The following is a 23,301-nucleotide window of genomic DNA, read 5'->3' on the forward strand; positions in this document are numbered from 1 at the left end:
GTAGCCACCCACTGGGCGGAGGGCTCAGACTACCTTGTCACATGCATCATAATTGCCTTGAGTTCATCCATGGTAAATGGCTTTGAGAGCTGCAATGCGTCCGTGATGCCGGACGCCGACTTCGCGGCATTGTCGCCGCTGGCGAAGACGATCCTGACGGAAGGCCATCGTTCGCGAACGATCCTTGCCAGGTCGGTGCCTGCCATGCCGGGTAGCCCCACATCCGTCAAGAGAACGTCGATGCTCTTCTTGTCCAGAATCTGGATCGCCTCTTCAGCCGATCTGGCCTCGTCGACGGCGTGTCCGAGTTCTTCGACCATGTCGACGGTCGACATCAGGATGAGAGGCTCGTCTTCAACAATCAGTATTCGCATCTTCTCAAACGTGGTTCGGTTCGTTGGCTCGGGCGCCGAGGCGGGCGAGTTTTCAGCGGCGGCTTGATGCTCGCGTGCCATCCGCTCAACGGCAATCTGATGCTGCTGCGCATTTCCCAGCACGTGGCGTACCTTGCGCGCCAGGGCTTCCCGCGTATAGGGCTTGGACAAAAGCTCGACCCCGGCATCAAGCTTGCCGCCATGCACGATGGAGTTCTCGGTATAGCCGGAGGTGTAGAGTACGGCCATGCGTGGAAAGAGCGCCTTGGCCTTCCGGGCGAGTTCGGTGCTCCGCATCGGACCCGGCATGACCACATCGGTGAAAAGAAGATCTATCTGCACGCCGCTGTTGACGATGGCGAAAGCCGCTTGGGCATCATGCGCCTTCAAGACGCGATATCCAAGATCAGCCAACAACGCGACAGATGTCTCGCGTACACCATCGTCGTCTTCCACGACAAGAACCGTTTCGGTGCCGCCCTTTGCCGGCGCAGCGCTTAGATCCGTGAGGCTGTCCTCGACCTGGTTGGTGCGCGGCATGTAGAGCTTCATGGTCGTGCCATGCCCGGCTTCGCTGTAGATCTTCAGGTGGCCTCCGGATTGCTTGATGAAGCCGTACACCATCGACAGTCCAAGACCACTGCCCTTGCCATCCGATTTGGTCGTGAAGAAGGGCTCTAGGACATGCTCGATGATATCAAGGGGTATACCCGATCCGGTATCGGAGACCGCAACCATCACATATTGGCCAGCGCGCACATCGTCATGTGTGCGGGCATATTCGTCATCGAGGACGGAGTTCGCGGCTTCGATCGTCAACCGTCCACGGCCTTCCATCGCATCGCGCGCGTTGATCGCCAGGTTCAGGATCGCATTTTCGAGCTGGCTGGGATCGATCAAAGTGTTCCACAGGCCCCCGGAAACCACAGTCTCCAGTTCGATTTCCTCGCCCAGCGCACGGCGAAGCATGTCATCCATGTTCTGGATCAGCCGGCGTACGTTGACGACTTTTGGCTCAAGCGGTTGCCGACGTCCGAAGGCCAGTAGCTGTGACGCCAGTTTCGCGCCTCGCGTGACGCCGGACAAGGCATTCTGCAGGCGCTGTTCGGCGCGCGCATTGCCTTCGACATCCTTGGACAGAAGCTGCAGATTGCCGCCGACGACCTGAAGGAGATTGTTGAAGTCGTGGGCGACACCGCCTGTGAGGTTGCCAAGTGATTCCATTTTCTGTGCCTGCCTCAACGCGAGTTGCACGGTTTCGCGTTCGACAGTTTCCTTCTCCAGCTCCAGAAGCGCCGTTCTCAGCTCATAAGTACGCTGCTCCACTCTTTGCTCGAGTGTATGGTTGAGGGTTTTGAGCTGCTCCTCCGCCCGCCGCTGATCGGTCACATCGAAACCATCGACAAAGATGCCGGTGACATGACCAGCCTGATCAAGGATCGGCTGATAGATGAGGTTGAGGAACCGCTCTTCGGGGCTCGTCGCGTCCTCGCGCTGAAGGTGAACCTTGAGGTTCCGTCCGATATAGGGTTTGCCGGACTGGAAGACGCTGTCCAGCAACTCGAAGAACCCCTGTCCCTCCACTTCCGGAAGCGCATGGCGGACAGTCAGCCCGACCAGCATGCGGTTCCCCACGAGTTGGAGGTAGGCGTCGTTCACCAGCTCGAACACATGTTCGGGCCCGCTGAGAATGCACATGAAACTCGGAGCCTGCTGGAAGAGTGCCCGCATGCGGTCGCGCTCGGCCGTTCGAAGCTCCACTTCCGAGGAAAGCTGACGATTGACCTGCTCCAGGGCGATGGCCGCCTTCTCGCGCAGATCGGCAGCCTCAGCAAGCGCCGCCGAGCGTCGCTTCTCCGACTCGAATGCTTCGGCACTGGCAAGGCGTGAACTGATCTGGCCGGCAATCAGCCTGAAGAAGTCCAGGTACTCGTCGCTGACCGTACGATACGGATTAAGCCCGCTGATCAGAACGCCCCGTGCCTTTTCACCGCCTTGACCGATCAGTGGAACGACCGCTGCCTGCTTCGGTGCGGTTTGCCAGACCCCGTGCGGGACGTCGTGAGCGCCCGCGAGGTCCACCAGCTCGACCGCCTGCTTGTCCCAGACTTGTCCCATACGCCATATCGTTTCTGATCGGCAGACCGCTGCGGGAAGCAACGCATCACAACCTTCGGCGCCGCAGACCCATTGGCGGCGCGCATTCCCTTCATCGTCGAAGATGTAGAGAGCGCTGAAGGGCAGATCATGCAGATTTTCGCGTAATGCGATGTGAGATGCCTCTAGAACCTCGCTTTCGATGTCGGCGGCGGCAAGGCCAGATGCGAGCGTTCGCAGTGTCGCCATGCGGCGCTCGCTTATGACCCGCTCGGTCTCTTCCGTGACGGCGCAGAAGACGCCTTCCACCTTGCCGGTATCCCCGATCAGCGGACTGTACGAGAAGGTGTGATAAGTCTCTTCGGGATATCCACCGCGCTCAAGCAAAAGCAGAAGCGCCCTGTCCCAGGTGGCCTCGCCAGTATCATAAACGGTCGCCAACCGATCCTTGATGTCATCCCAGATCTCCGCCCAGAGAACGTGCGTAGGGACGGCAAGGGCATTTGGATGCTTGATGCCCAAAGTCGGCCGATAGGCGTCATTGTAGAAGAAGGCGATATCAGGTCCCCAGCCCAGCCACATCTCGAATTTCGAGGTCAGAAGCAGGCGGATTGCCACCTTCAGAGCCTCCGGCCATCGATCCGGCGAGCCAAGCGAACTTGCTGCCCAATCATGCCGTCGCATCAGTTGCGACATTTCACTGTCGCCGATGAAAATGTCCTGATGCGAATCCGAAATGTTGAGGGTCATGCTGCTTCCGTCAAAACTCGCCGCACATTTCGGCTTCAATGAACGTCCGGGGCGCCGACAGGTTCCATGGCAAGGTCGATTTTCTTCACGTCTTGAATAGATCTCGTCCAGCGTTGCGTGAGTCAGGCGGACAATAGCGTCCACAGCGGAGATGCACCGACAAAGGACGCCGAATACCTTTTGGGAACAGATCTCCCTCCGAAGGGTTTTCTCTATTCATCAACAACAGGAGGAAATCATGGACCACAGCAATCACGTCCGTCTTGCCGCGACCGAACTTACTCCAGCAGTCCTGGAAGGTGCGACCGTATATGGTGCCGACGACCACAAGGTCGGTAAGGTCGATCATGTCCACGGCGCCGGTGCCGGTAGTCAGGCGATCATCGATGTCGGTGGTTTCCTTGGAATTGGAGCCAAGCCCGTTGCCGTACCGCTGACCGATCTGGACTTCATGCGTGACGAAGATGGCGACGTCCATGCCGTAACAACCTGGACCAAGGACCAGCTTAAGGACATGCCTGAGCACCGCCACTGAGATGTCCGCATCAGTGTGATGCGACGGATAGGTGAGGCCCGGCCACTGCGTCGGGCTTGATTGTCTTCGCGCTTGAGCCGGGTATGGAGCCCTCGTGTCATTCTCATCTCAGTCCCCGGACTCCACCTGTCGGAATTTCGGTTTCCGCAGAGGGAGAGGCCGCCCTCGCTGTTGGCGCCAGAAGGACGCACCGGTCCGCAAAGCGGGAACCATTGAGACAGAGAAAGGTTGGGCACTTGATACTTCACAACGTTTGAATGGAAATCCAATGGCTACCGAAAAGACTTTGTCCGACCTGTTCCTTGATACGCTCAAGGACATCTATTTCGCCGAAAAACAGATTCTGAAGGCGTTGCCGAAGATGGCGCGGGCAGCCCAGTCCGAAGAGGGCAAGGCTGGCTTCCTGCAGCACCGCGACGAAACCCAGGGCCAGATCGAGCGCCTGGAACAGGTGTTCGAATTGCTCGGCAAGTCGCCGCGCGGCAAGACCTGCGAAGCCATCCAGGGCATCATCGCCGAGGGCGAAGAGATCATGGAAGACTACAAGGGCACGGCTGCCCTTGATGCGGGTCTCATCTCATCGGCACAGGCTGTCGAGCATTATGAAATCGCCCGCTACGGCACGCTCAAGGCCTGGGCCAAGCAGCTCGGTCTGAAGGAAGCAATCCCGTTGCTGGATGCCAATCTCCAGGAAGAGATTGCAACCGACGAGAAACTGACGGCTCTCGGCGAAGCCTCAGCGAACGTCAAGAGCATGAAGAAGGCCAGCTAAGCCGCCTTCAGTGACTGAAAGACCGCCCTTTGAGGCGGTCTTTTGTTTTTCAAGCCATCCCCAATCCAAGCAGGGATTTCAGGAGTTCTCTATGGCCAAGACATCTACCCGTGGGTCCGCGGGGCCCAAAACTTCAACGGTCAAGATCCACGACCAGACCATGCAGCGCGGCGAAGGCGGCGAGTTGCATCAGATCGCCGAAGGTGATGCGCCCCTGCTGACGACAGCTCAGGGCGGCCCGGTTTCCGATGACCAGAATTCGCTGCGCGTTGGGCCACGTGGTCCGCTGGTGATGGATGATTTCCATTTCCGCGAGAAGATGTTCCACTTCGACCATGAGCGCATTCCGGAGCGGGTGGTGCATGCCCGCGGTTATGGTGCGCACGGCTATTTCGAAACCTACGAGTCCCTTGCCGACTACACCAAGGCCGATCTCTTCCAGCGTCCCGGAGAGAGAACGGAAGCCTTCGTTCGTTTCTCGACCGTTGCCGGCAACAAGGGCTCCGCCGACCTTGCCCGCGATGTCCGCGGCTTTGCCGTCAAGCTCTATACGAAAGAAGGCAACTGGGATCTCGTCGGCAATAACATCCCGATCTTCTTCATCCAGGATGCCATCAAGTTCCCGGATCTGATCCATGCCGCCAAGCAGGAGCCGGACCGGGCTTTCCCGCAGGCGCAGACCGCCCATGACACCTTCTGGGATTTCATCAGCCTGACGCCTGAGAGCATGAACATGGTCATGTGGATCATGTCGGACCGGACAATCCCGCGCTCCTTCCGCTTCATGGAAGGTTTCGGCGTTCACACGTTCCGCTTTGTCAACGCAAAGGACGAATCCACCTTCGTCAAATTCCACTGGAAGCCGAAGCTGGGCCTCCAGTCGGTGGCCTGGAACGAGGCCGTCAAGATCAACGGCGCCGATCCGGATTTCCATCGCCGCGATCTCTGGCAATCCATCCAGTCCGGCAATTTCCCGGAATGGGAATTGCAGGTTCAGCTCTTCGATCAGGAGTTTGCCGACAGCTTCGATTTCGACGTGCTCGACCCGACAAAGATCATTCCCGAAGAGCTCTTGCCACCCGTCGCCATCGGCCGGCTGGTGCTCGACCGCATGCCCGACAACTTCTTTGCGGAGACCGAGCAGGTCGCCTTCATGACGCAGAACGTGCCGCCGGGCATCGATTTCAGCAATGATCCGCTGCTGCAGGGCCGCAATTTCTCCTATCTCGATACGCAGCTGAAGCGTCTGGGTGGGCCAAACTTTACCCATCTGCCGATCAATGCGCCCAAATGTCCCTTTGCGACCTTCCAGCAGGATGGCCACATGGCGATGCGCAATCCGGTTGGGCGGGCGAACTACCAGCCCAACTCCTTTGGCGAAGGGCCGCGGGAATCGCCGACGCGCGGCTATCGCCATTTCCCGGCTGAAGAGCAGGGCACCAAGGCACGTCTGCGTCCCGAAAGCTTTGCCGACCACTATAGCCAGGCGCGGCAGTTCTACATCAGCCAGACGCCCCCGGAGCAGCGCCATATCGCTACGGCCCTGACCTTCGAACTGAGCAAGGTGGAAACCGCCGTAATCCGTGAGCGCATGGTCTCCCATCTCCTCAACATTGATGAGACGCTGGCCAATACCGTGGCCCAGAAGCTTGGGTTCAAGTCGATGCCGAAAGCGGCGGATGCAGCGATGCCCACGCGCCAAGATCTGGAGCCGGCACCGTCGCTCAGCATCGTGGAACGCGGGCCGCAACGCTTCGAAGGCCGCAAGCTCGGCATCCTGATCACCGATGGCGTCGATGCGAAGCTGCTAAAGGGACTGACGGCGGCGATCACTAAGGAAAAGGCAGTTGTCGAACTGATCGCGCCGAAGGTCGGCGGCGTCAAGGCGTCGGATGGGAGCTGGATCGAGGTCCACCACATGATCGATGGCGGGCCATCGGTTCTCTTCGATGCCGTCGCGCTGCTGACATCGCCCGAAGCAATGGACGACCTCGTCAAGGAAGCAACTGCACGGGATTTTGTGGCGGATGCCTTCCAGCACTGCAAGTTCATCGGCTTCGACCCATCAGCCATGCCGCTTCTCGAAAAGGCCGGCATTGCGGAGACCCTCGATGAAGGCGTGATCGAATTGCCGGGTGAGGAGGGGCTGGATGGGTTCGTATCGTCCCTTGGCAAGCTCAGGGTCTGGGGACGAGAGCCGTCCGTGAAGCTGGGCAAGGCTTCCGTACCGAAGTAAGCGGTTCGGCCCCCAGTTGATGGGGGCCAGCCATTGTCTCTGCTTCAGAACGACCGGGCCTTCGGGTCGTCGCTCGCAAGCAGGCGCGCCATTGCTTCGGTGATGGTGAGGTCATCATAGGGCTTGGAGCAGATGGCGGCTACGCGCTGGAAACCTGGAAAGACGCATCCGGCCGCGATGCCATCGAGCACTACCGCATCGTCGGAATGGGTCACGGAACACCCGTCGATGCAGCCTCCGGATACGGCCGGCCTACCGCCCATATGCTCGATGCCGGGATTTCCTCGACCGTGCATATCGCGCGAGCTTGGGGCCTGACCCCGTCTTTCGAGCGGAGAGAAGCGCCTGCAGCGTCAGAGGCACCGGGCGCTCCGTCGCAGCCTGGTCAACCACAGACGCCTCAGGGGATTCAAGAGGTCATCGAGAACGCATTGCGGGCGGCAGGACTGATGAAGTGAAGCCCATCATACACATCGGGCTTTGCGCCGAGGCTGCCTCATGGTGCCCGTTTTGAATCAGAGACGGCTTGAACACTGCTTCTATGCTTATGCCGAAGAGGACTAATTTCCGGAACTTCCTGCCTCCCCAGAGGTTGCCCCATAACCTCTTGCGAAATCAGCCGCTACCAGTGTGCCGGTGGTCCGCTATTGAAGGATAAGTCCATGATCAGTTTTTCTGCCAGGTCCATCGCTGCCGCTACGGTGATCGTCTTGGCCTCGGGAAGCATCGCCCATGCCGAGGACCCCGTCTTTCTGAAGTCCATTGCCGGGAGCTGGAGCGGCAAGGGCACAGTCAAGGTGCGGGCCAATTCCGCGCCGATAAACGTGACCTGCAGCTTTACGTCGGCCACGACGCCCCAATCGCTCTCGCTTGACGGAAGATGTACGAGCCTTGCGATATTCTCGCGTGCCATCAGCGCCGATCTCAAGGCCAGCGGAACGCGATACGCCGGCTCTTATGTCGGGGCTGGCACCGGTACTGCGGGACTGGGCGGACAGCGTGCCGGAGACAAGATCAATCTTGGCATCACCTGGGCGAAAGAGGTCAATGGCGACCGTCGCGCGCAGATGACGATCGAGAAGATCGGCGATTCCGGAATGCGTCTGACAACTGTCGATACGGATCCCGCCACCGGCCGGTCGATCGTCACCAGTCGTATCGATCTGCGTCGAGGTTGATACTGTCAGGTATCTCCCGCTCGAATATCGTCATTGCAGGCAATGACTAGATCAGCCTCACTCGCGCGGAAAAATGGGTGCCGTCACTGCCATCCAGGGTGTAGCTGCCGTCAAGTTGCCTGATGGAGCCTTCCATGAGCTTTGTCCCGGTGCCCCTGACGGCTGCCGCCGTGTCGAAACCTATCCCGTTGTCCGACACTTCGAGCAGTGACATATCGCCGGTCTCTTCCTTGTGGAGACGGACCTGGATTCTGCCGCTGTCCTTACCCCCGAACGCGTATTTGAGACTGTTGCTGACGACCTCGTTGACGAGCAGGGCAAGTGCTGTCGCTCGGTCATTGGATACGCAAAGCGGGGCAAGGTCAAAGTCGATGGCAACCCCACTACCATAGGCAGAGATCACGTTCTCCGTGACCCGCCGGACCAGTTGGGCCGCGTCAAGGGCTTCGAATGCATCGTGCTGGTAGATCAGTTCGTGCACGGCGACCATCGCTTTGATGCGGTCACTCAAGGCCTGTGACTGCTCTCCCGGCTTCAGATGGATGCGGATCAGCGACATGACGGACTGAAGGTTGTTCTTCACCCGATGATGGATCTCTCGCAGGAGAAGCTCATTTTTATCCAGTGCGTTTTGAAGCGCCGCTGCCTGGCCATCCTGGATGCGGAGCAGGCTTCTGATCCGAAACCCTGCAGCGACCGAACCCAGGCAGGCGAGAGCGGTGACCACCGACAAAACTTGGATGTTGTGCCAGAAGGGCCGCATGAGTACGCCCAGATCTGCGGCTGCGACCGCGACGAAGGGGGTGTCCTCCACTTTTCTGTATCCGACGATCCGTTGCACACCATCGAGCGGTGATGCAGCAGCAGTGTAGGTACCGCTTGATTGGCGCTTCAGATAGTCTGTGAAAAGCACATAGCCGCTCATATCGAGACCGGCTTCCGGCTTGGGGTAGCGCGCGACGAGTTGCCCGTCATCTCTGATAAAGCTGACGGCGAAGTTACCCCCGAGGTTGACGGCCTCCCAGATCGGCTCCATCAAATCTGTCGAGAGCGATACCGTGACGACGCCTGCAAAAACCCCGTTTAGCTCGAACCTGCGACTGAATACGAAGATCTGCTCGCCACTGAGTCGACTGATCAGAAGTGAGGACACATATTCCTCACGGCCAGCTGCGAGCTCTCTAAAATACTCGCGATCCCGGATGTCGATTGGCTTCAGATCCGGGTCAGTCGAGTAAAGGGTTTTTCCATCAGCGGCGACCACATAGGCCTTGACGGCTCCCGGCAGTCCTTCCAGAGCGCCCTTGATGTCCTGTACCGTGTTGACCTGCAGCGGGGCCCGACCAGATTCGACGAGATCGGCAAGCCGCCGCGTGGCTTGCCCGCCGAACTCATAGATCCATTTCGCGTGCGTTGCGACAACAAGGCTGGAGGTTGCAACGCGTTCCTCTGCGGCCTTGACTGTCGCTTGGTAGGACTGAAATGCCCAGGAGGACGCCAGGGCGATAAAGCCCACCCACGCCGCCACGATCGCCATGACGACGAACTTCTGGGCCTTGCCCGGTGCGTAACGCTCCATGAATTGTCCCGGCCCTGCGGTGCGGCTCATACTCGAGCCGGCCCGCTAATTTGTATTGTATTAGCAGAAGGATAGGGCATGCCGGAGATCCTATCAACCCGACACGACGAAGTAGTCCAAGCGATAGGCAGTTCTGTCGGCTGGTTGCCGGCTTTGCGCACACATCGTAGACCTCTTATAAATCCGCCCGGCGACCGGATCGGAACCTTCCACAGGGAATGCCGTTGAAGTGAATGCAAAGATATTTCTTTCACATTCGCGAGCGCAACGAATTGGAGCTGGATGTCGAAGGTGTCGAGTTTTTGGACGACGCTGCGGCTCGATGTGGAGCCATATCGGCTGCAAAGGAAATGGTTGTAGAGGCTGTGGTCGGTGACGCGAACATAGATGGCCGACAGCTTGAGGTGATGACTGCCGGCGGAGATCTTGTGGCTGTTGTGTCGTTACAGTCGGTCATTAAAATGTGATGGCCGCGTTTGCTTTTTTGTCTTCGTGATCACCAAGGGCCGGTTCCTGCTTTGGCTTGGCTAGTCTGGAGGAGCAGACCTGATGTAGGGACAGCAATTCACAGCCGCACGGGCCATGCCTGGTTTGACGCAAGAGGAGGTCGGTGATGGTGTGCACCTGTCCATTGCGGTCATGCTGGCGATCGAGGCGAGCGCGGGCAATGTAGGGATCCGGAGATGGCCAAGAATGGATCTTTCGGCGCCGGCGGCTAAAGTGAACAATCGGCTAACCGCAGTCGTGCGGCACGTCCTGGCGACAGCTGACCGCGAAGATTGCCGCCTCCCTCTCCCGAGCCGCAACAGAAAGAACACGCTAGAATGTCCATCCAAAGAGCAAGCTTTTATGTGCTCCTGGTCATCGTGACGGTGGCCTTCCTCTGGCTGCTCATACCGTATTACACTGCGGTTCTCTGGGCCGTCATCCTGGCAATCCTGTTCTTTCCCGTCCACAAACGGCTCGAAGGCTGGTTGGGAGGCCGTTCCACGATCGCGGCGCTGCTGACACTGCTTCTGTGTATCTGCCTCGTCATCCTGCCGGCACTCGCCATTCTGGCATCCCTGATCCAGGAGGGTTCGAGCCTCTACCAGCGCATCAGCAGCAATGAAATCGACCTGAACGCCCAACTGCTGCGTCTTCAGTCCATCCTTCCTACCTTCGTCGACAACTGGCTGACCTCGCTCAAGCTGGAAGGCTTTTCCGAATTGTGGACGAGACTGTCATCAGGTTTTATGGAGGCGGGCCAGTCGATTGCCGGCGGTGTGTTGAGCTTCGGACAGAACACGCTGCAGTTTTTCGTCAGCATGGGGCTCATGCTCTATCTCTTGTTCTTCCTGTTTCGGGATGGCGCATCCTTGGCACGAACCCTGCGTCACTCCATTCCGCTCAGTGATGACTATACGCGCCAGTTTGTCGACAAGTTCGCCGCCGTTGTCCGCGCCACGGTTCGCGGCAATGTGATCATTGCGATCATTCAGGGCGTGATCGGCGGCTTGACCTTCTGGGCCCTCGGCATTGAGGCCGCACTGCTCTGGGGCGTTGTCATGACCTTCCTGTCTATGCTGCCAGCGATCGGCGCCGCGATCGTCTGGGTGCCTGCTGCCATCTGGCTCTTCCTCATCGGCTCGTGGATCAAGGGCATCGTGATGGTGGTGATCGGCGCCTTCGTCATAGGGTTGATCGACAACCTCCTACGTCCCCCTCTGGTGGGTCAGGCGACCAGACTGCCGGATTATGTCGTCCTAATCTCCACCGTCGGCGGAATATCCCTCTTCGGCCTGAGCGGTTTTGTCATCGGGCCCCTGATTGCAGCCCTTTTCATTTCCGCATGGTCCCTCTTCACGCTTCAACAACACGAACCGCCATCGGCATCGGTCGGCCCGAGCGTCGAGCAGAGAGCCAGTTGAAGCGCACGGAACATGTCGTAACGCCAAAAAATGCACATGCCCCCAAATGGGGCTGAGCTGCTGCCAAGCGCAACTCCGCCGCTTTATTCTTCACTCCCCGAGTACGGACGCTACCTGCGGGTCCCCAGCCAATTCTGCGGAACCCGTTTCGAGCAGGAAGGATGGCCAGACATCAGTTGTCAGGCTTGCTCAAGTTCCTGAGAAGGCGTCGCTTTCTCGTGTGAGAAACAGTCGCTGATTTCCAGCATGAACCGACATGGAATGGCTCGCCTGCAGGGCGTGGATTCTTTCATTTTTCAAGGGTTTATTGTGCTTGCCCCTATTGAATGGTCAAGGCTAAACGCCTTCATTGGGTAGCGCAGACCCCCTCGTGTTCCGCCTGCCAAGACGTCGTATCCGACTTCGACGGAAGGAAACAAAGCTCCACGCGTGTGCCTTCCCCTAAGCGAGAGGTAATCCTGACTTCACCGCCGGACTGTCGGACGAACCCATAGACCATGGCGAGCCCGAGGCCGGACCCTCCGGTTTTCGATCGTGTGGTAAAGTAGGGTTCCATCGCCTGGTCGAGGACTTCAGGAGACATGCCCACACCCTGGTCAATGACCGCGATGGTCACGGTGTCTGCCTCCCCCCGCGCTTCCACGCGGACCACTCCGCCATCTGGCATGGCTGCAGATGCGTTGAGGCAAAGGTTGAGTATTGATTGCTCCAGCAGCGCAGGATCAAGGCTGACGGTTGGTAGATTGGCTCCAAGCTCCAGCTCCAGACGATTGCGGGTGCCAATTGCCATTTCCAATACATCAGCCATCCCTTGAAGGATCGTGGCAACCTCGATCGAGGCTGGACGGATCTGCTGCTGACTGCCGACGGATAACATGCTGGAGGCGAGTGCGCGCCCTCGTTCAGCGGCCTTGCGTATGCGCCCGAGGTGGCGCTTCTGCCGTTCGGTGAACCCCGGTTCGCGCTCGAGTAGGCCAAGACTTCCGGTGATGATGCCGATCATGTGCCAACCTCGTGGCTCACCTGATGCGTCATGCGCATGACCACATCCAGGCGCTGGGCGCGGGCCGCCTCGATCTCCTGGCGATCCATGGCCGTTACATCGCGGGCGAGCAGGACCACGCCGCCATCAGGTTGCCTTGATGCAGAAATCTCCACCACCTGGTCGTCGATGAACCGGTGCCGCAGCATCTGACGCTCGACGAGCGAGCCGCTCTCGTTTTCGTTTGGCATGAGAAGGGGATCGATCTCCGGGACCGTTCCAACGAACCGGCGCAGCGACATCTTCCGCGACGAGCCCGTCTGCCGCATCAGTTCGATGATACGACGGTTCATGGTGATCGGTCGGCCTGTCGGATCGAAGAGGGCGATCCCTTCATTCATCGACCGGAATGTCGATCGGATAGTCCGTGCAGCCGCTTCTGCCGTGCGTCTCAGACGGGACACGCGATCGACGCTCTCCTTGAAAGCGCGAAACGCGTCGAGCAACCGGATCAGTTCCGTCTCCGTCCCGGCATAGAGCGGTGGTCCGACATTTCCCTCCCCGCGGGCAAGGGCGTTCATGCCGCGCGAGAGATCTCCGATCCCGTGTGAAACACGCATGACCGAGCGGATGGAGATGATAGCGAGGATGACGACTGCGAAGGATGCAAGTACGATCATCACGAGCAACTGCCGCAAGGCACTGGATGTGGATTCGAGGTTTTGGTTGAGCGCATTGGCCACCAGCGCGCTCTGGGTTTCCGTCGCCTGCGAAAGATCACGCGAGACTGTGTGCAGGCGCGAGACGGATGCGCGGATTGTGAACATTTCGAGGAGGTAGCGTGTCTGTGCCTCGAAGATCCTGCGGTAGGGCTCAAGCTGCTCAGGCGATACCCTCAAGTTAGGTCCCGGTACCTGCATTCGGACGGTCGTCTCTGCCACGAAGCGTCGTTGAAGTTCTCCGAGCTGGAAGAGGCTGTCCGATGTCGATGCGGATTGTGCGATGCCATTCAGACGCTGGCGCAGATCCTGATCCTGAATGGCCCGTGCGGTCGCGATCTCTCCCAGTGCAACAGCGGCTTCAGCCTTGTGTGCTTGCGCCGCATCAGCGTTCTGAGCCAGTGCGAGTGTTTGCCCTTCGATACTTTCAAGTAGTTTGATGATCCGGCGTGCTTCAAAGCCCTGCAATCCAGTGCCGTCCTCATCCGGCGACATGGTCGTCAGGAGCGCCTCAACCTGCGCGACCACAGCGCGGCTTTCGCTGGAAACGCGATAGGGCGACGTGGCATTCATCAGAAACGGCGCACTTGAGACGAGGTCGGAAACTTGTCTTGAGACGAGCGAGGCCTTGGCGAGGCTCGAAAAGGCCTGCACGCTGTAGGCTGACATTTCACTGCGTGCCCTCTGTAGACCATATATGGCGACGGTCGACAGGAGGAGAACCGAGACGCAGATGAAGGCGATTGCGAAGGGCAATCGAAAGGCGATCGAGGAGAGGAAGGCGCGGTTGATCAAGGCACCAATCCAGCGTCGTCTGTATGCAAGACATAGCCCCTGCCGCGCCGGGTCTGGATATGGCGTGGGAGGTCCGGGTTCCGCTCGATCTTACGCCTGAGACGCAGCACCAGGACATCGACGTTGCGATCAACGAAACGATCAGAGTCGGCGCCCATTCGGTCGAGAATCTGGGCGCGGCTCACAGGCGTGTTCGGCGTTTCGGCGAGGATTTCTAGCAGGGCAAACTCGGCTGCCGTCAGCGTCTTTGTTGGATCGGCGAGGCAAACGGCACGGCGTTGACCGAGATCGACGGCCCATTCGCCAAGCCTGAGCGCCGTTGGCGCCTGCTCGCGTTCACTCTCCCTGTCGTGGCGAAGTTGCGGATGGGTCCGACGGAGCACGGCCTTGATCCGTGCTGTGAGTTCGTTCGGTTCGAAGGGTTTGACCACGTAGTCATCCGCCGCAGTTTCGAGCCCCAGCACCCGATCCGTCGCACTTCCTGCTGCCGTCACCATGACGATGCCGACATCGGTCTGCGCCCTCAGACGCTGCGCGAAGGCTCGGCCCGAAAGGCCCGGCAGATTGTGGTCGACCAGAACCAGTTGCACGGTCTCATGCTGCATCCGTTCCTGTGCAGCTTCGGCAGATGGGGCGGTCACTGGTATCCAGCCTTCTGCCTCCACCAGATCGCAGATGAGCTCCGCCATATCCGGATCGTCCTCGACGATCAGAATTTTCACCTTCTGGTTCAACACGTTGCAGTCCTCCCATGGGCATCATAACCGGGCAGGGAGAAAACGCCAAAGATTTGCTGGTTATCGCCTGACGTCACAATTGTAATATTTGAAATCTCTGAAACGCATGGAGGCGGCCGTGTTGAAAGATCGGTAACCATTCTCCGGGTTGCCAGCCGGAACCGATATGGACATGCTTCAGTCATTGGAACGGGGAGGTTCCAAGGGAGGACGACGTGAAGTTATTGACCGCCTTCGGCGCCGGGGTACTTGTGACCCTCGCCGCGGCTCCGGGTTCCCGGGCAGCCGACACTCTGAACATTCTGTGCGGTGTTGACGAGGTCTGGTGCGCCGTCATGGAGAAGACCTACGAGGCTAAGACCGGCCTGGCGATTAACATGCCGCGGATGAGCACCGGGGAGATACTCGACTACGTTCGGGCTGAGAAGGATGCGCCGACGGTCGATGTGTGGTGGGGCGGAACTGGGGTAACGCACCTTCAGGCCGCCTATGAAGGGCTCCTTGAGCCCCATCGGCCCCAACAGGAAGCAGACCTTCTGCCCTGGGCGCGAAACTTTCTCTCTTTGTCTGGCGGCACGGCCGTTGGCCTCTATGCCGGTGCGCTCGGCTTTGCCTACAACGCAGATCTTCTCTCTTCGGCAGGGTTGCCGGCACCCAACTGCTGGAGGGATCTCGCCAAGCCCGTCTATCGCGGCCATATCCTGTCAGGAAACCCGCATTCGTCAGGCACCGCTTTCACAACGCTTGTGACGCTTGTTCAGTTACTCGGCGAAGACGAGGCGTTTGGCTATATGCGCGAACTCGGTCGCAACATTACCGAATATACCAAGGCCGGTGCCGAGCCGGTCAAGGCGGCGGGCAGGGGAGAGATCACCATCGGCATCTCCTTCATGCATGATGCTGTCACGCAAAAGGAGGCGGGCGCTCCGCTCGTGATCGTCGCGCCCTGCGAGGGCACCGGCTACGAAATCGGTGCGGTCAGCATCGTCAAGGGCAGCCGCAATCTGGAAGAAGCACGCCGCTTCGTCGACTTTGCGCTCAGCCCCGAAGGTCAGGCAACCGGCGCCGCTTCGGGCCAGAACCAGGTGCCATCCAATGCCCGGGCCGTGCTGCCGCCCGCCGCCCCCGATATCTCGATGATCAAGATGGTGGATTATGACTTTGCCACCTTCGGCTCGCCCGAACAGCGAAGTCGGCTCTTGAGCCGCTTCGATAGCGAGATCAACCCGACGAACTGATTTCTTCAGACAGGACCATCTGCCACTGCGCCTCAGCGGCGCTGCCGCCGAAGGCTTGTCCGCTTTCTTCGACTTCCATCAGACGCAAAAACAGGAGGATACCCATGCGACTGACAGTGCTTTCCACCCTTTTTCTCGCCACGACCAGCCTAAGTGCGGGCGCAGCGCTCGCCGCTGGCGACCTTAACCTCATCTGCGCCGCCGACGTCGTCATCTGCGAACAGATGCAAGGCGATTTCCAGAAGGCCCATGACATCAAGGTCAACATGGTGCGCATGTCCTCTGGCGAGGCCTATGCCAAGATCCGGGCCGAGGCGCGCAACCCGAAGACTGATCTCTGGTGGGCCGGCACCGGTGACCCCCATCTGCAGGCGGCGTCCGAAGGACTGACCGAAGAATACAAGTCGCCGATGCTCGACCAATTGCAGGATTGGGCAAAGAGCCAGGCCGAGAGCTCTGGCTTCAAGACCGTCGGCGTCTATGCCGGTGCGCTCGGTTGGGGTTACAACACCGAGATCTTCAAGCAGAAGGGCTATAAGGAACCGGTCTGCTGGGCCGACCTCCTGGCGCCGGAACTGAAAGGTGAGATCCAGATCGCCAACCCCAATTCTTCGGGTACCGCCTACACCGCACTCGCATCGCTCGTACAGATCATGGGCGAAGACAAGGCCTTCGAATATCTGAAGTCCCTCAACGCCAATATCTCGCAATACACCAAGTCCGGCTCTGCGCCGGTCAAGGCTGCTGCCCGTGGCGAAATCGGCCTCGGTATTGTCTTCATGCATGACGCGGTCGCCCAGACTGCTGAGGGCTTCCCGGTCAAGTCGATCGCACCTTGCGAAGGCACCGGCTACGAGATCGGCTCGATGTCGATCGTCAAGGGCGCCCGCAACATGGAGAATGCCAAGACCTGGTATGACTGGTCGTTGAAGCCGGAGGTCCAATCCCGCATGAAGGATGCCAAGTCCTTCCAGCTTCCGTCGAACAAGACAGCCGAAATTCCGAAGGAAGCGCCGCGCTTCGAGGACATCAAGCTGATCGACTACGATTTCAAGACCTATGGCGATCCGGACAAGCGCAAGGCACTGCTCGAGCGCTGGGATCGTGAGATCGGTGCCGTCGCCAACTGACGCGTCATCCTTCCGGCCGGCGGTCTGCGGGCTGCCGGCCCCTCTCACTTTTGCTAGACTTACGAATGAGGTCGACCATGAGACATGGCAACCGCAGACTGGACCTGTTGCTCGCCTTCGGGGCCGCGTCCTTCATTCTGCTTCCCTGGTATCGGCTGGAATCCGGCTTTTTCGGCCTGAACTGGCTGGGTGATTTTCCTTTTTCGGAGCAAACCGCGCCGGGTCTGCTGCAGCTTCTGGGCTATGGTCGGCTATGGCTGCTCGGTGTTGTCCTCTTCTTCGGTCTCGGTCTTGGCTCCCGTTTCATCGCTGACCCAATGCGCCGCGGTGCGTTCTTCGCGGCAGCAGGTGCAGCGGGTCTCGTCTATCTCTGCCTTCAGGGACTTGCGGTCGGGTTTTCCGGATGGACCTGGGGGATCAGCGAATCCCTTTTTGGGCCACTCTCTGATGGGCAACCTTCGATGGGTGCCGGTGCCGTCTCCATGGCGATCGTCTTCGTGCTCATGTTCGCCTTCGGTCTTGTCGAACGCGGCGTGATGAAAGGCGACGCCTTCGTCGTCGGGTCGATCTCACTCCTGGTATTTCTGGTCTTCGTCTTCGTCTTCTATCCGATCGGCAGCATGCTGGTTGCGGCCGTCCAGGATTTCGATGGCTCCTTCAAGCCCGACGGGTTCATCAAGAATTTGCAGGATCCAGGCATCTGGAGCCTAAGCTGTGTGATCGGTGAAGGACGCTGCGGCGTTGCCTGGCGCACCTTTACCCTAGCCATCATGACGGCCTCCGCCTCGACGCTTCTCGGCCTCGCCTTTGCGCTCGTCGCCACCCGCACCCGATTCCCCTTCAAGAAGGGACTGCGGCTGCTGACCGTCCTGCCGATCATCACGCCGCCCTTCGTCATCGGCCTTGCACTCGTCCTGCTCTTCGGCCGCGCCGGTGTGGTCACCGAGACCCTGTCGAGCTTGTTTGGGATTGAACCTGGCCGCTGGCTTTATGGTCTGACCGGCATCTGGATCGCTCAGGTCCTGTCCTTCACCCCAATCTCCTTCCTGGTTCTGATCGGTGTCGTCGAGGGCGTCAGCCCGTCGATGGAGGAGGCATCCCAGACTCTGCGTGCGGATCGCTGGCGCACCTTCTGGCGTGTTTCGCTGCCGCTGATGAAGCCTGGCCTCGCCAATGCCTTTCTGATCGGCTTTATCGAAAGCATGGCCGACTTCGGCAATCCGCTGGTCCTCGGTGGAAGTAATGGCGTCCTCTCGACCGAAATCTTCTTTGCCGTCGTCGGCTCGCAGAACGATCCATCCCGGGCAGCAGTACTTGCGCTCGTCCTCCTCTTCTTCACGCTATCGGCTTTTCTTGCCCAGCGCCTCTGGCTGTCGGGAAAGAATTTCGCGACCGTCACCGGCAAGGGAGACAGCGGCGCCCATATCGCGCTGCCGCGTGGCATCTCCATCGGCGTGCACGCCATCGTCATTCCGTGGATGCTCTTCACCGTCGTCGTCTATGGCATGATCCTCGTCGGTGGCTTTGTCACCACCTGGGGTCTCGACAACACACTGACGCTCAAGCACTACGCCCGTGCGTTTTCGGTCAGCATTCAGGATGGTTCGATCGCCTGGACGGGTGTCGCCTGGAATTCCTTCTGGACCACCATGGAGATCTCGCTCATCTCCGCACCGCTGACGGCTGCCGTCGGTTTGCTGACCGCTTACATCATCGTGCGGCAGAAATTCGCCGGCCGGAACCTCTTCGAGTTCGCCCTGATGATGAGCTTTGCCATTCCCGGCACGGTCATCGGCGTCAGCTACATCATGGCCTTCAACCTGCCTCCGCTCGAAATGACCGGTTCGGCGCTCATCCTGATTGCCTGCTTCGTATTCCGCAACATGCCGGTTGGCGTGCGCGGCGGGATTGCGGCCATGAGCCAGCTCGACAAGAGCCTGGACGAAGCCTCGCTCACGCTTCGAGCCGACAGCTTCCGCACGGTGCGCAAGATCATCCTGCCGCTCCTGCGCCCCGCCATCACGGCAGCCCTGGTCTATTCCTTCGTCCGCGCCATCACGTCTATCAGCGCTGTTATCTTCCTCGTCAGCGCCGAACACAACATGGCGACATCCTACATCGTCGGTCTGGTCGAAAACGGCGAATACGGCGTGGCGATCGCCTATTCCTCCATGCTGATCGTCGTAATGATCACCGTCATCGCCGGTTTTCAGCTCCTCGTCGGCGAACGAAAGCTGCGCCGCGAAAATCGTGTTGCCGGTCTAGGTAACAAAAATCCCGTTCCTCTTGGTCAGGAGAAAACCGCATGATCAATGTCAAAGCCGGATCCGTCACCTTTCAGAATGTCCGCAAGACCTTCGGTGCCTTCACCGCCATCCACGATCTGTCACTCACCATTGAACCGGGCACGCTGGTCACCCTGCTCGGACCCTCCGGCTGCGGCAAGACGACGACACTGCGCATGCTGGCGGGCCTCGAACACCCAACCTCCGGCAAGATCCTGATCGGCGGCAAGGATGTGACCATGCTGCCGGCCAACGAACGCGACGTGTCGATGGTTTTCCAGTCCTATGCACTCTTTCCGCACATGACCTCGCTCGAAAACGTCGCCTATGGCTTACAGTCATCAGGCCTGGGCAAGAAGGAGGCGCGCGAGAAGGCAGAGGAGGGACTGAAGCTTGTCGGCCTCGCCGGTATGGGCCATCGCCTGCCGGCCGAGCTTTCGGGCGGCCAGCAGCAGCGCGTCGCCGTCGCCCGTGCCCTGGTGTTGGAGCCGCAGGTCCTGCTTCTCGACGAGCCGCTCTCCAATCTCGACGCGCGCTTGAGGCGCCGGGTCCGTACGGAAATCCGCGATCTCCAGCAGCGTCTGGGTTTCACCGCCGTCTATGTCACCCATGACCAAGACGAGGCGCTTGCCGTCTCCGACACGATCATCGTGATGAAGGACGGGGAAATCGCCCAGTCCGGGGCGCCCCGCGAACTATACGAAGCGCCGGCCTCGCCCTTCATCGCCGACTTCATGGGGGAGGCCAACGTGCTGCCCTGTGAGGTTGTCAAATCCGATGCCGGCGAGGTGCTGGTGCGGGTCAACAATCTTGAGCATCGCCTCCGTTCCAGCGCGGGTCGGGGTCCGGCCAAGCTTGCAGTCCGACCTGGTGCGATCAGGATCGGTGCAGCCGGCGCGGAGGGGTTGCGGGGCCGCGTCCTCCACTCCGCCTATCTCGGCGGTCATGTCGAATATGAGGTCGAGACCGATGTCGGCACGCTCTTCGTCATCGATCACGATGTCGATCATGCCCATGCCGCCACCAGTGATGTCACACTCGCGTTCAAGAACCGTGGCATTGCCGTCATCAGCGGCTGATGAATTTTTTTGAGAGAAGACCAAGGAAGAAGAGAATGACAGTGAATGATACGGCACTCGCGGCGCGTTTTGCGCTGGCCAAGACGCTTGCCGCCGAAGCGGGCGCCATGGCGCTCGACTATTTCAATCGGCGCGACACGCTGGTGATCGAGACGAAGCGCGACCTGCAGGATGTGGTGTCGATCGCCGACCGCAATGTTGAGACTTTCCTGAAGGAGCGTGTTGCCGAGATCTACGCCAATGACGGCTTCCTCGGCGAGGAGTTCGGCCACGACGAAGGCTCCTCAGGCTACACTTGGGTCGTCGACCCGATCGACGGCACTGCGCCCTTCGTCAACGGCATGCCGACCTGGTGTGTCTCTGTCGCCATCGTCCGGGATGGGGAGCCGGTTGTCGGCGTCATTCATGTGCCCTGCTCGGACGAGATTTACGCCTCGGCACTCGGTTTGGGTGCGTCCCTGAACGACAAGCCCCTGCGCCTCGATCCCAGCCGCAACCTGCAAAACGCGATGACTGGGATCGGGTGCAACAACTACGTCACCCCCGAACGCGTCGGTGCGATCATCGCCGGCCTCATGGCGCAGGGCGGAAACTTTATCCGCAATGGTTCCGGGGCGCTGATGCTGGCCTATGTCGCAGCCGGTCGCTTGGTGGGGTATTACGAACCACATATGCGTGCCTGGGATTGCATGGCCGGTTTCTGCCTTGTCCGCGAAGCCGGCGGCAAGAACCTTCATTTCCCGGGAAGTGGTCCCGAGTTCCTGAATGGGCATCCGGTTCTTGCCGCAAACCAGTCCTGCTTTGATGAACTGATGCAGCTTCACCTTGGCAATCTTTGACGCCTGCGGGGCCCGATGACCTGCCGTTCCACGCCGTGGGGCGGCTGACCACGTTGAGGAATATGATAGGCTGAGCTGCGCAGACGGGACGAAGCTACTCCCATACGCTTGCTCCTAAGATGATCGACAACAGCGAGAAGCACATTCGGCGAGCGAGGCCAGGTTACAAGCCGCTGGACGCTGGTGACCTCGTGACCAGAGAATATGAGCGCCATGGGGAACTCATGGAAGCGCTCAGGCAGTCCGAGGCTGATGAGGGCGCTGCCCAGGATCCGGTGAACAACACGGACGTCGAGCAGTAGGTCGTCCTTCCTGCGAGTCAGCTCTGGCACCTACAGGCTAGGCTTCTCCAGCGCCCTTCTGACCAGGGCGCATCTGGTGTCGATGATCTTTCGGACGGTCTTCAAGATCGGGTGGTCAGTGCCATTCTCGGACATCTCTTCCATCAGCGCATCGGCTTCCGGCCCGATCGCGTCTGCCATGCGGACCAATTCGCCGGCCAGCATACGCGTTGCAGCCTTGTTGGACGGCACGAGCGATGCCCAGTGTTCCATCTGGATCGTATCCGGCAGTGACCTGCCGCCGAGAGCCATCGCCATCTTCTTTGACAGTCGTGGATAGGCAGCCGTGCAAATAGCGTCATACATCGGTGCCAGGTCCGGCGCCTTCCCACGATAGAGCAGGGCATAATTCTTGGCATGGGCGTCGGCATTGCCAATCAGGTAGTGGAACATCAGCATTCGCTGGAAGCGCAATGTCTCGGCCGCGGGCCTGGCCGTCGTCTGTCGGATCAGCTGGAGGCACTGACTGATGCCGGGGCCACCCTCTTCCTCATACTTGAGCTCCGGAGGCACGCTCAGCGCCTGGCAGAAGTCTTCCTGGTGCAGCCGCTCGATCCGCCCGTCTTCAAGCGTCAGCCGATCGTAGCGCTCGACCAGGAAGTAATCGACCTTGCCGGCTGCGGCCTTCGACACAGCGGGGACATCGAGGCCGAGACGACGTCCCAGGCTCATGCAGAACACTTCGTTCTCCACCGTGCCGTCGAGGCCCTCGATGAACGGTTTCAGGATATGCGTCGTCGGGCGCCCGCCTCGCGGCAGCAATATCTGACCGTTGAGAACGGTGACAGCCAGCTTGTCCTGAGCGCCGGCAAGCGAAAGGCGTATGTCCGCTTCCCCGCCGAGCAAGGGCCTCTGTCTGAGCAGGGAGAGGATCTCTTCCAGGCGCTTCTCATCGAGTGCTTCGGCATCGTCTGTCGTCGAGGCCGGCGGGAGTTGTCCTGGTGGAACAAGCGACAAGGCACCCGCGCATTCCCCACCGATAACCTCCAGCAGCCCGAAGGCGTTGCCTGAGGATATGCCCAGTGCTGCAGCCAATCGACGCCTGGCGCCTTCATCAGGCAGGAGTCCAGAGAAGAAGGGGCGGGCGATTCGATCGAGGAATGGCTCTTCCCTCACCGGGAGCGACATTGACAATGCGACCGGATCATTGGCGAGGTAGTCGCCGTCATAAGTAAAGGTAAGCGAGGCGTCGCTATCCTGCCTAAGCTCGCCGGCCTTCCGATCTTTTGCGTAGACGTCCAGCACGCGGCTCATGAGGAAGCTCCACGGTTGGTGATGCTCACGGTCAAGCCGAGCGACTGAAGGACGGTCAAAGCAAGTCCGACACGGCAGCTTTCCTTGCCGCTCTCCAGTTCGCGCACGAACCGCACGCCCACGCCCGCGACGCCAGCAAGCTGTTCCTGGGTCAGTTGCTGACGCTTTCGCTCTGCGCGGATTAGCTGACCGAGAGCTGCGCTGTCAGAGATCGTCGACATGTGAATCATCCCTTTCGGGATTATTGAAGCACAATAGTCGAGTGATTGCACGAAAAAGCACCGAGCGGGATGATCGAGGCTTGAGCTGCTCGCCGCGAACTCAAATCGACCCGATCGGGACTGATGACGGACTGCGGGCAGGGAGGTGTCGATACGAAGGGCAACCAGCCGTCAGCCACAGGTCGGTGTGATCCGGAAAAGTGGTTCGGAAAACTGTTCCGGTTGCCCTTTGCGTCGGTCCGCTAAGTGT

At 59.6% G+C, this 23,301-nt stretch carries 18 protein-coding genes and 1 pseudogene; 11 read left to right on the plus strand and 8 right to left on the minus strand.

The features are described from left to right. Positions 1-29: 29 nt before the first annotated feature. On the minus strand, positions 30-3,167 hold the full coding sequence (locus D4A92_RS10955) for a hybrid sensor histidine kinase/response regulator (protein WP_203019923.1): 3,138 nt from the start codon (positions 3,165-3,167) through the stop codon (positions 30-32). 292 nt (positions 3,168-3,459) lie between these two features. On the opposite strand from D4A92_RS10955, the gene D4A92_RS10960 reads away from it, so the two are divergent. The 3 genes from D4A92_RS10960 (at position 3,460) to catE (ending at position 6,764) form a co-directional block, all read left to right on the plus strand. Further along, positions 3,460-3,756, plus strand: coding sequence for a PRC-barrel domain-containing protein (locus tag D4A92_RS10960; RefSeq protein WP_203012938.1), 297 nt, complete (start codon positions 3,460-3,462; stop codon positions 3,754-3,756). A gap of 268 nt (positions 3,757-4,024) precedes the next feature. Beyond that, on the plus strand, positions 4,025-4,528 hold the full coding sequence (locus tag D4A92_RS10965) for a ferritin-like domain-containing protein (protein WP_203012940.1): 504 nt from the start codon (positions 4,025-4,027) through the stop codon (positions 4,526-4,528). 91 nt (positions 4,529-4,619) lie between these two features. Then, complete coding sequence (gene catE, locus D4A92_RS10970) at positions 4,620-6,764, plus strand: catalase (protein WP_203012942.1); 2,145 nt, start codon at positions 4,620-4,622, stop codon at positions 6,762-6,764. Positions 6,765-6,808: 44 nt separating this feature from the next. Here catE and D4A92_RS10975 read toward each other — a convergent pair whose 3' ends face one another. Beyond that, positions 6,809-6,979: a hypothetical protein gene (locus D4A92_RS10975; protein WP_203012944.1), complete on the minus strand. Its 171-nt coding sequence runs from the start codon at positions 6,977-6,979 to the stop codon at positions 6,809-6,811. A 447-nt stretch (positions 6,980-7,426) separates the two neighbouring features. On the opposite strand from D4A92_RS10975, the gene D4A92_RS10980 reads away from it, so the two are divergent. Further along, positions 7,427-7,942, plus strand: a complete 516-nt coding sequence (locus tag D4A92_RS10980) for a hypothetical protein (protein WP_203012946.1) — start codon at positions 7,427-7,429, stop codon at positions 7,940-7,942. 46 nt (positions 7,943-7,988) lie between these two features. Here D4A92_RS10980 and D4A92_RS10985 read toward each other — a convergent pair whose 3' ends face one another. After that, positions 7,989-9,521 (minus strand): sensor histidine kinase, encoded by a 1,533-nt coding sequence (locus D4A92_RS10985; RefSeq protein WP_203012948.1) that lies wholly within the window; start codon positions 9,519-9,521, stop codon positions 7,989-7,991. 233 nt (positions 9,522-9,754) lie between these two features. Between D4A92_RS10985 and D4A92_RS10990 the strand changes: the two genes are divergently transcribed. Both D4A92_RS10990 and D4A92_RS10995 read left to right on the plus strand, forming a co-directional pair. Next, positions 9,755-9,988, plus strand: a complete 234-nt coding sequence (locus D4A92_RS10990) for a DUF6894 family protein (protein ID WP_203012949.1) — start codon at positions 9,755-9,757, stop codon at positions 9,986-9,988. A 357-nt stretch (positions 9,989-10,345) separates the two neighbouring features. Then, positions 10,346-11,431, plus strand: coding sequence for an AI-2E family transporter (locus D4A92_RS10995; RefSeq protein ID WP_203012951.1), 1,086 nt, complete (start codon positions 10,346-10,348; stop codon positions 11,429-11,431). Between the two features lie 346 nt (positions 11,432-11,777). On the opposite strand, the pseudogene D4A92_RS11000 reads toward D4A92_RS10995, so the two are convergent. Further along, a pseudogene (locus D4A92_RS11000) lies at positions 11,778-13,927 on the minus strand (sensor histidine kinase). Continuing rightward, positions 13,924-14,664, minus strand: a complete 741-nt coding sequence (locus D4A92_RS11005; protein WP_203012954.1) for a response regulator transcription factor — start codon at positions 14,662-14,664, stop codon at positions 13,924-13,926. The pseudogene D4A92_RS11000 and the gene D4A92_RS11005 overlap by 4 nt, the downstream one beginning before the upstream one ends. Before the next feature lie 215 nt (positions 14,665-14,879). On the opposite strand from D4A92_RS11005, the gene D4A92_RS11010 reads away from it, so the two are divergent. After that, complete coding sequence (locus D4A92_RS11010; protein ID WP_203012956.1) at positions 14,880-15,902, plus strand: ABC transporter substrate-binding protein; 1,023 nt, start codon at positions 14,880-14,882, stop codon at positions 15,900-15,902. Here the strand turns inward: D4A92_RS11010 and D4A92_RS25230 are convergent. After that, on the minus strand, positions 15,886-16,008 hold the full coding sequence (locus D4A92_RS25230) for a hypothetical protein (protein ID WP_281435248.1): 123 nt from the start codon (positions 16,006-16,008) through the stop codon (positions 15,886-15,888). The genes D4A92_RS11010 and D4A92_RS25230 overlap by 17 nt on opposite strands. Between D4A92_RS25230 and D4A92_RS11015 the strand changes: the two genes are divergently transcribed. From D4A92_RS11015 to D4A92_RS11030, 4 genes are all read left to right on the plus strand, one after another. Next, positions 16,007-17,032, plus strand: coding sequence for an ABC transporter substrate-binding protein (locus tag D4A92_RS11015; protein ID WP_203012958.1), 1,026 nt, complete (start codon positions 16,007-16,009; stop codon positions 17,030-17,032). The two genes, D4A92_RS25230 and D4A92_RS11015, sit on opposite strands and share 2 nt — an antisense overlap. A gap of 77 nt (positions 17,033-17,109) precedes the next feature. After that, positions 17,110-19,341: an ABC transporter permease gene (locus D4A92_RS11020; protein ID WP_203012960.1), complete on the plus strand. Its 2,232-nt coding sequence runs from the start codon at positions 17,110-17,112 to the stop codon at positions 19,339-19,341. Continuing rightward, entirely contained in the window at positions 19,338-20,396 is a 1,059-nt protein-coding gene (locus D4A92_RS11025; RefSeq protein ID WP_203012962.1) for an ABC transporter ATP-binding protein, read from the plus strand. The genes D4A92_RS11020 and D4A92_RS11025 overlap by 4 nt, the downstream gene beginning before the upstream one ends. A gap of 35 nt (positions 20,397-20,431) precedes the next feature. Continuing rightward, the gene (locus D4A92_RS11030; RefSeq protein ID WP_203012964.1) at positions 20,432-21,235 is read left to right on the plus strand and encodes an inositol monophosphatase family protein; all 804 of its coding nucleotides are present in this window, start codon (positions 20,432-20,434) and stop codon (positions 21,233-21,235) included. A gap of 332 nt (positions 21,236-21,567) precedes the next feature. On the opposite strand, the gene D4A92_RS11035 is transcribed toward D4A92_RS11030, so the two are convergent. Both D4A92_RS11035 and D4A92_RS11040 read right to left on the minus strand, forming a co-directional pair. After that, a complete protein-coding gene (locus D4A92_RS11035) occupies positions 21,568-22,830 on the minus strand; it encodes a type II toxin-antitoxin system HipA family toxin (RefSeq protein WP_203012967.1) in 1,263 nt (420 codons plus the stop codon). Further along, entirely contained in the window at positions 22,827-23,051 is a 225-nt protein-coding gene (locus tag D4A92_RS11040) for a helix-turn-helix domain-containing protein (RefSeq protein WP_203012970.1), read from the minus strand. Before D4A92_RS11040 ends, D4A92_RS11035 begins: the two co-directional genes overlap by 4 nt. Positions 23,052-23,301 lie beyond the last annotated feature (250 nt).

Source organism: Rhizobium rosettiformans, from assembly GCF_016806065.1.
Classification (GTDB): Bacteria; Pseudomonadota; Alphaproteobacteria; order Rhizobiales; family Rhizobiaceae; genus Allorhizobium.

What these genes read in the sequence shown, in the direction of transcription:
- D4A92_RS10955 (WP_203019923.1), bottom strand. Translation starts at nt 3,167, where the DNA reads ATGTCGCAACTGATGCGACGGCATGATTGGGCAGCAAGTTCGCTTGGC.
- D4A92_RS10960 (WP_203012938.1), top strand. Translation starts at nt 3,460, where the DNA reads ATGGACCACAGCAATCACGTCCGTCTTGCCGCGACCGAACTTACTCCA.
- D4A92_RS10965 (WP_203012940.1), top strand. Translation starts at nt 4,025, where the DNA reads ATGGCTACCGAAAAGACTTTGTCCGACCTGTTCCTTGATACGCTCAAG.
- catE (WP_203012942.1), top strand. Translation starts at nt 4,620, where the DNA reads ATGGCCAAGACATCTACCCGTGGGTCCGCGGGGCCCAAAACTTCAACG.
- D4A92_RS10980 (WP_203012946.1), top strand. Translation starts at nt 7,427, where the DNA reads ATGATCAGTTTTTCTGCCAGGTCCATCGCTGCCGCTACGGTGATCGTC.
- D4A92_RS10985 (WP_203012948.1), bottom strand. Translation starts at nt 9,521, where the DNA reads ATGGAGCGTTACGCACCGGGCAAGGCCCAGAAGTTCGTCGTCATGGCG.
- D4A92_RS10990 (WP_203012949.1), top strand. Translation starts at nt 9,755, where the DNA reads ATGCAAAGATATTTCTTTCACATTCGCGAGCGCAACGAATTGGAGCTG.
- D4A92_RS10995 (WP_203012951.1), top strand. Translation starts at nt 10,346, where the DNA reads ATGTCCATCCAAAGAGCAAGCTTTTATGTGCTCCTGGTCATCGTGACG.
- D4A92_RS11015 (WP_203012958.1), top strand. Translation starts at nt 16,007, where the DNA reads ATGCGACTGACAGTGCTTTCCACCCTTTTTCTCGCCACGACCAGCCTA.
- D4A92_RS25230 (WP_281435248.1), bottom strand. Translation starts at nt 16,008, where the DNA reads ATGGGTATCCTCCTGTTTTTGCGTCTGATGGAAGTCGAAGAAAGCGGA.
- D4A92_RS11020 (WP_203012960.1), top strand. Translation starts at nt 17,110, where the DNA reads ATGAGACATGGCAACCGCAGACTGGACCTGTTGCTCGCCTTCGGGGCC.
- D4A92_RS11025 (WP_203012962.1), top strand. Translation starts at nt 19,338, where the DNA reads ATGATCAATGTCAAAGCCGGATCCGTCACCTTTCAGAATGTCCGCAAG.
- D4A92_RS11030 (WP_203012964.1), top strand. Translation starts at nt 20,432, where the DNA reads ATGACAGTGAATGATACGGCACTCGCGGCGCGTTTTGCGCTGGCCAAG.
- D4A92_RS11035 (WP_203012967.1), bottom strand. Translation starts at nt 22,830, where the DNA reads ATGAGCCGCGTGCTGGACGTCTACGCAAAAGATCGGAAGGCCGGCGAG.
- D4A92_RS11040 (WP_203012970.1), bottom strand. Translation starts at nt 23,051, where the DNA reads ATGTCGACGATCTCTGACAGCGCAGCTCTCGGTCAGCTAATCCGCGCA.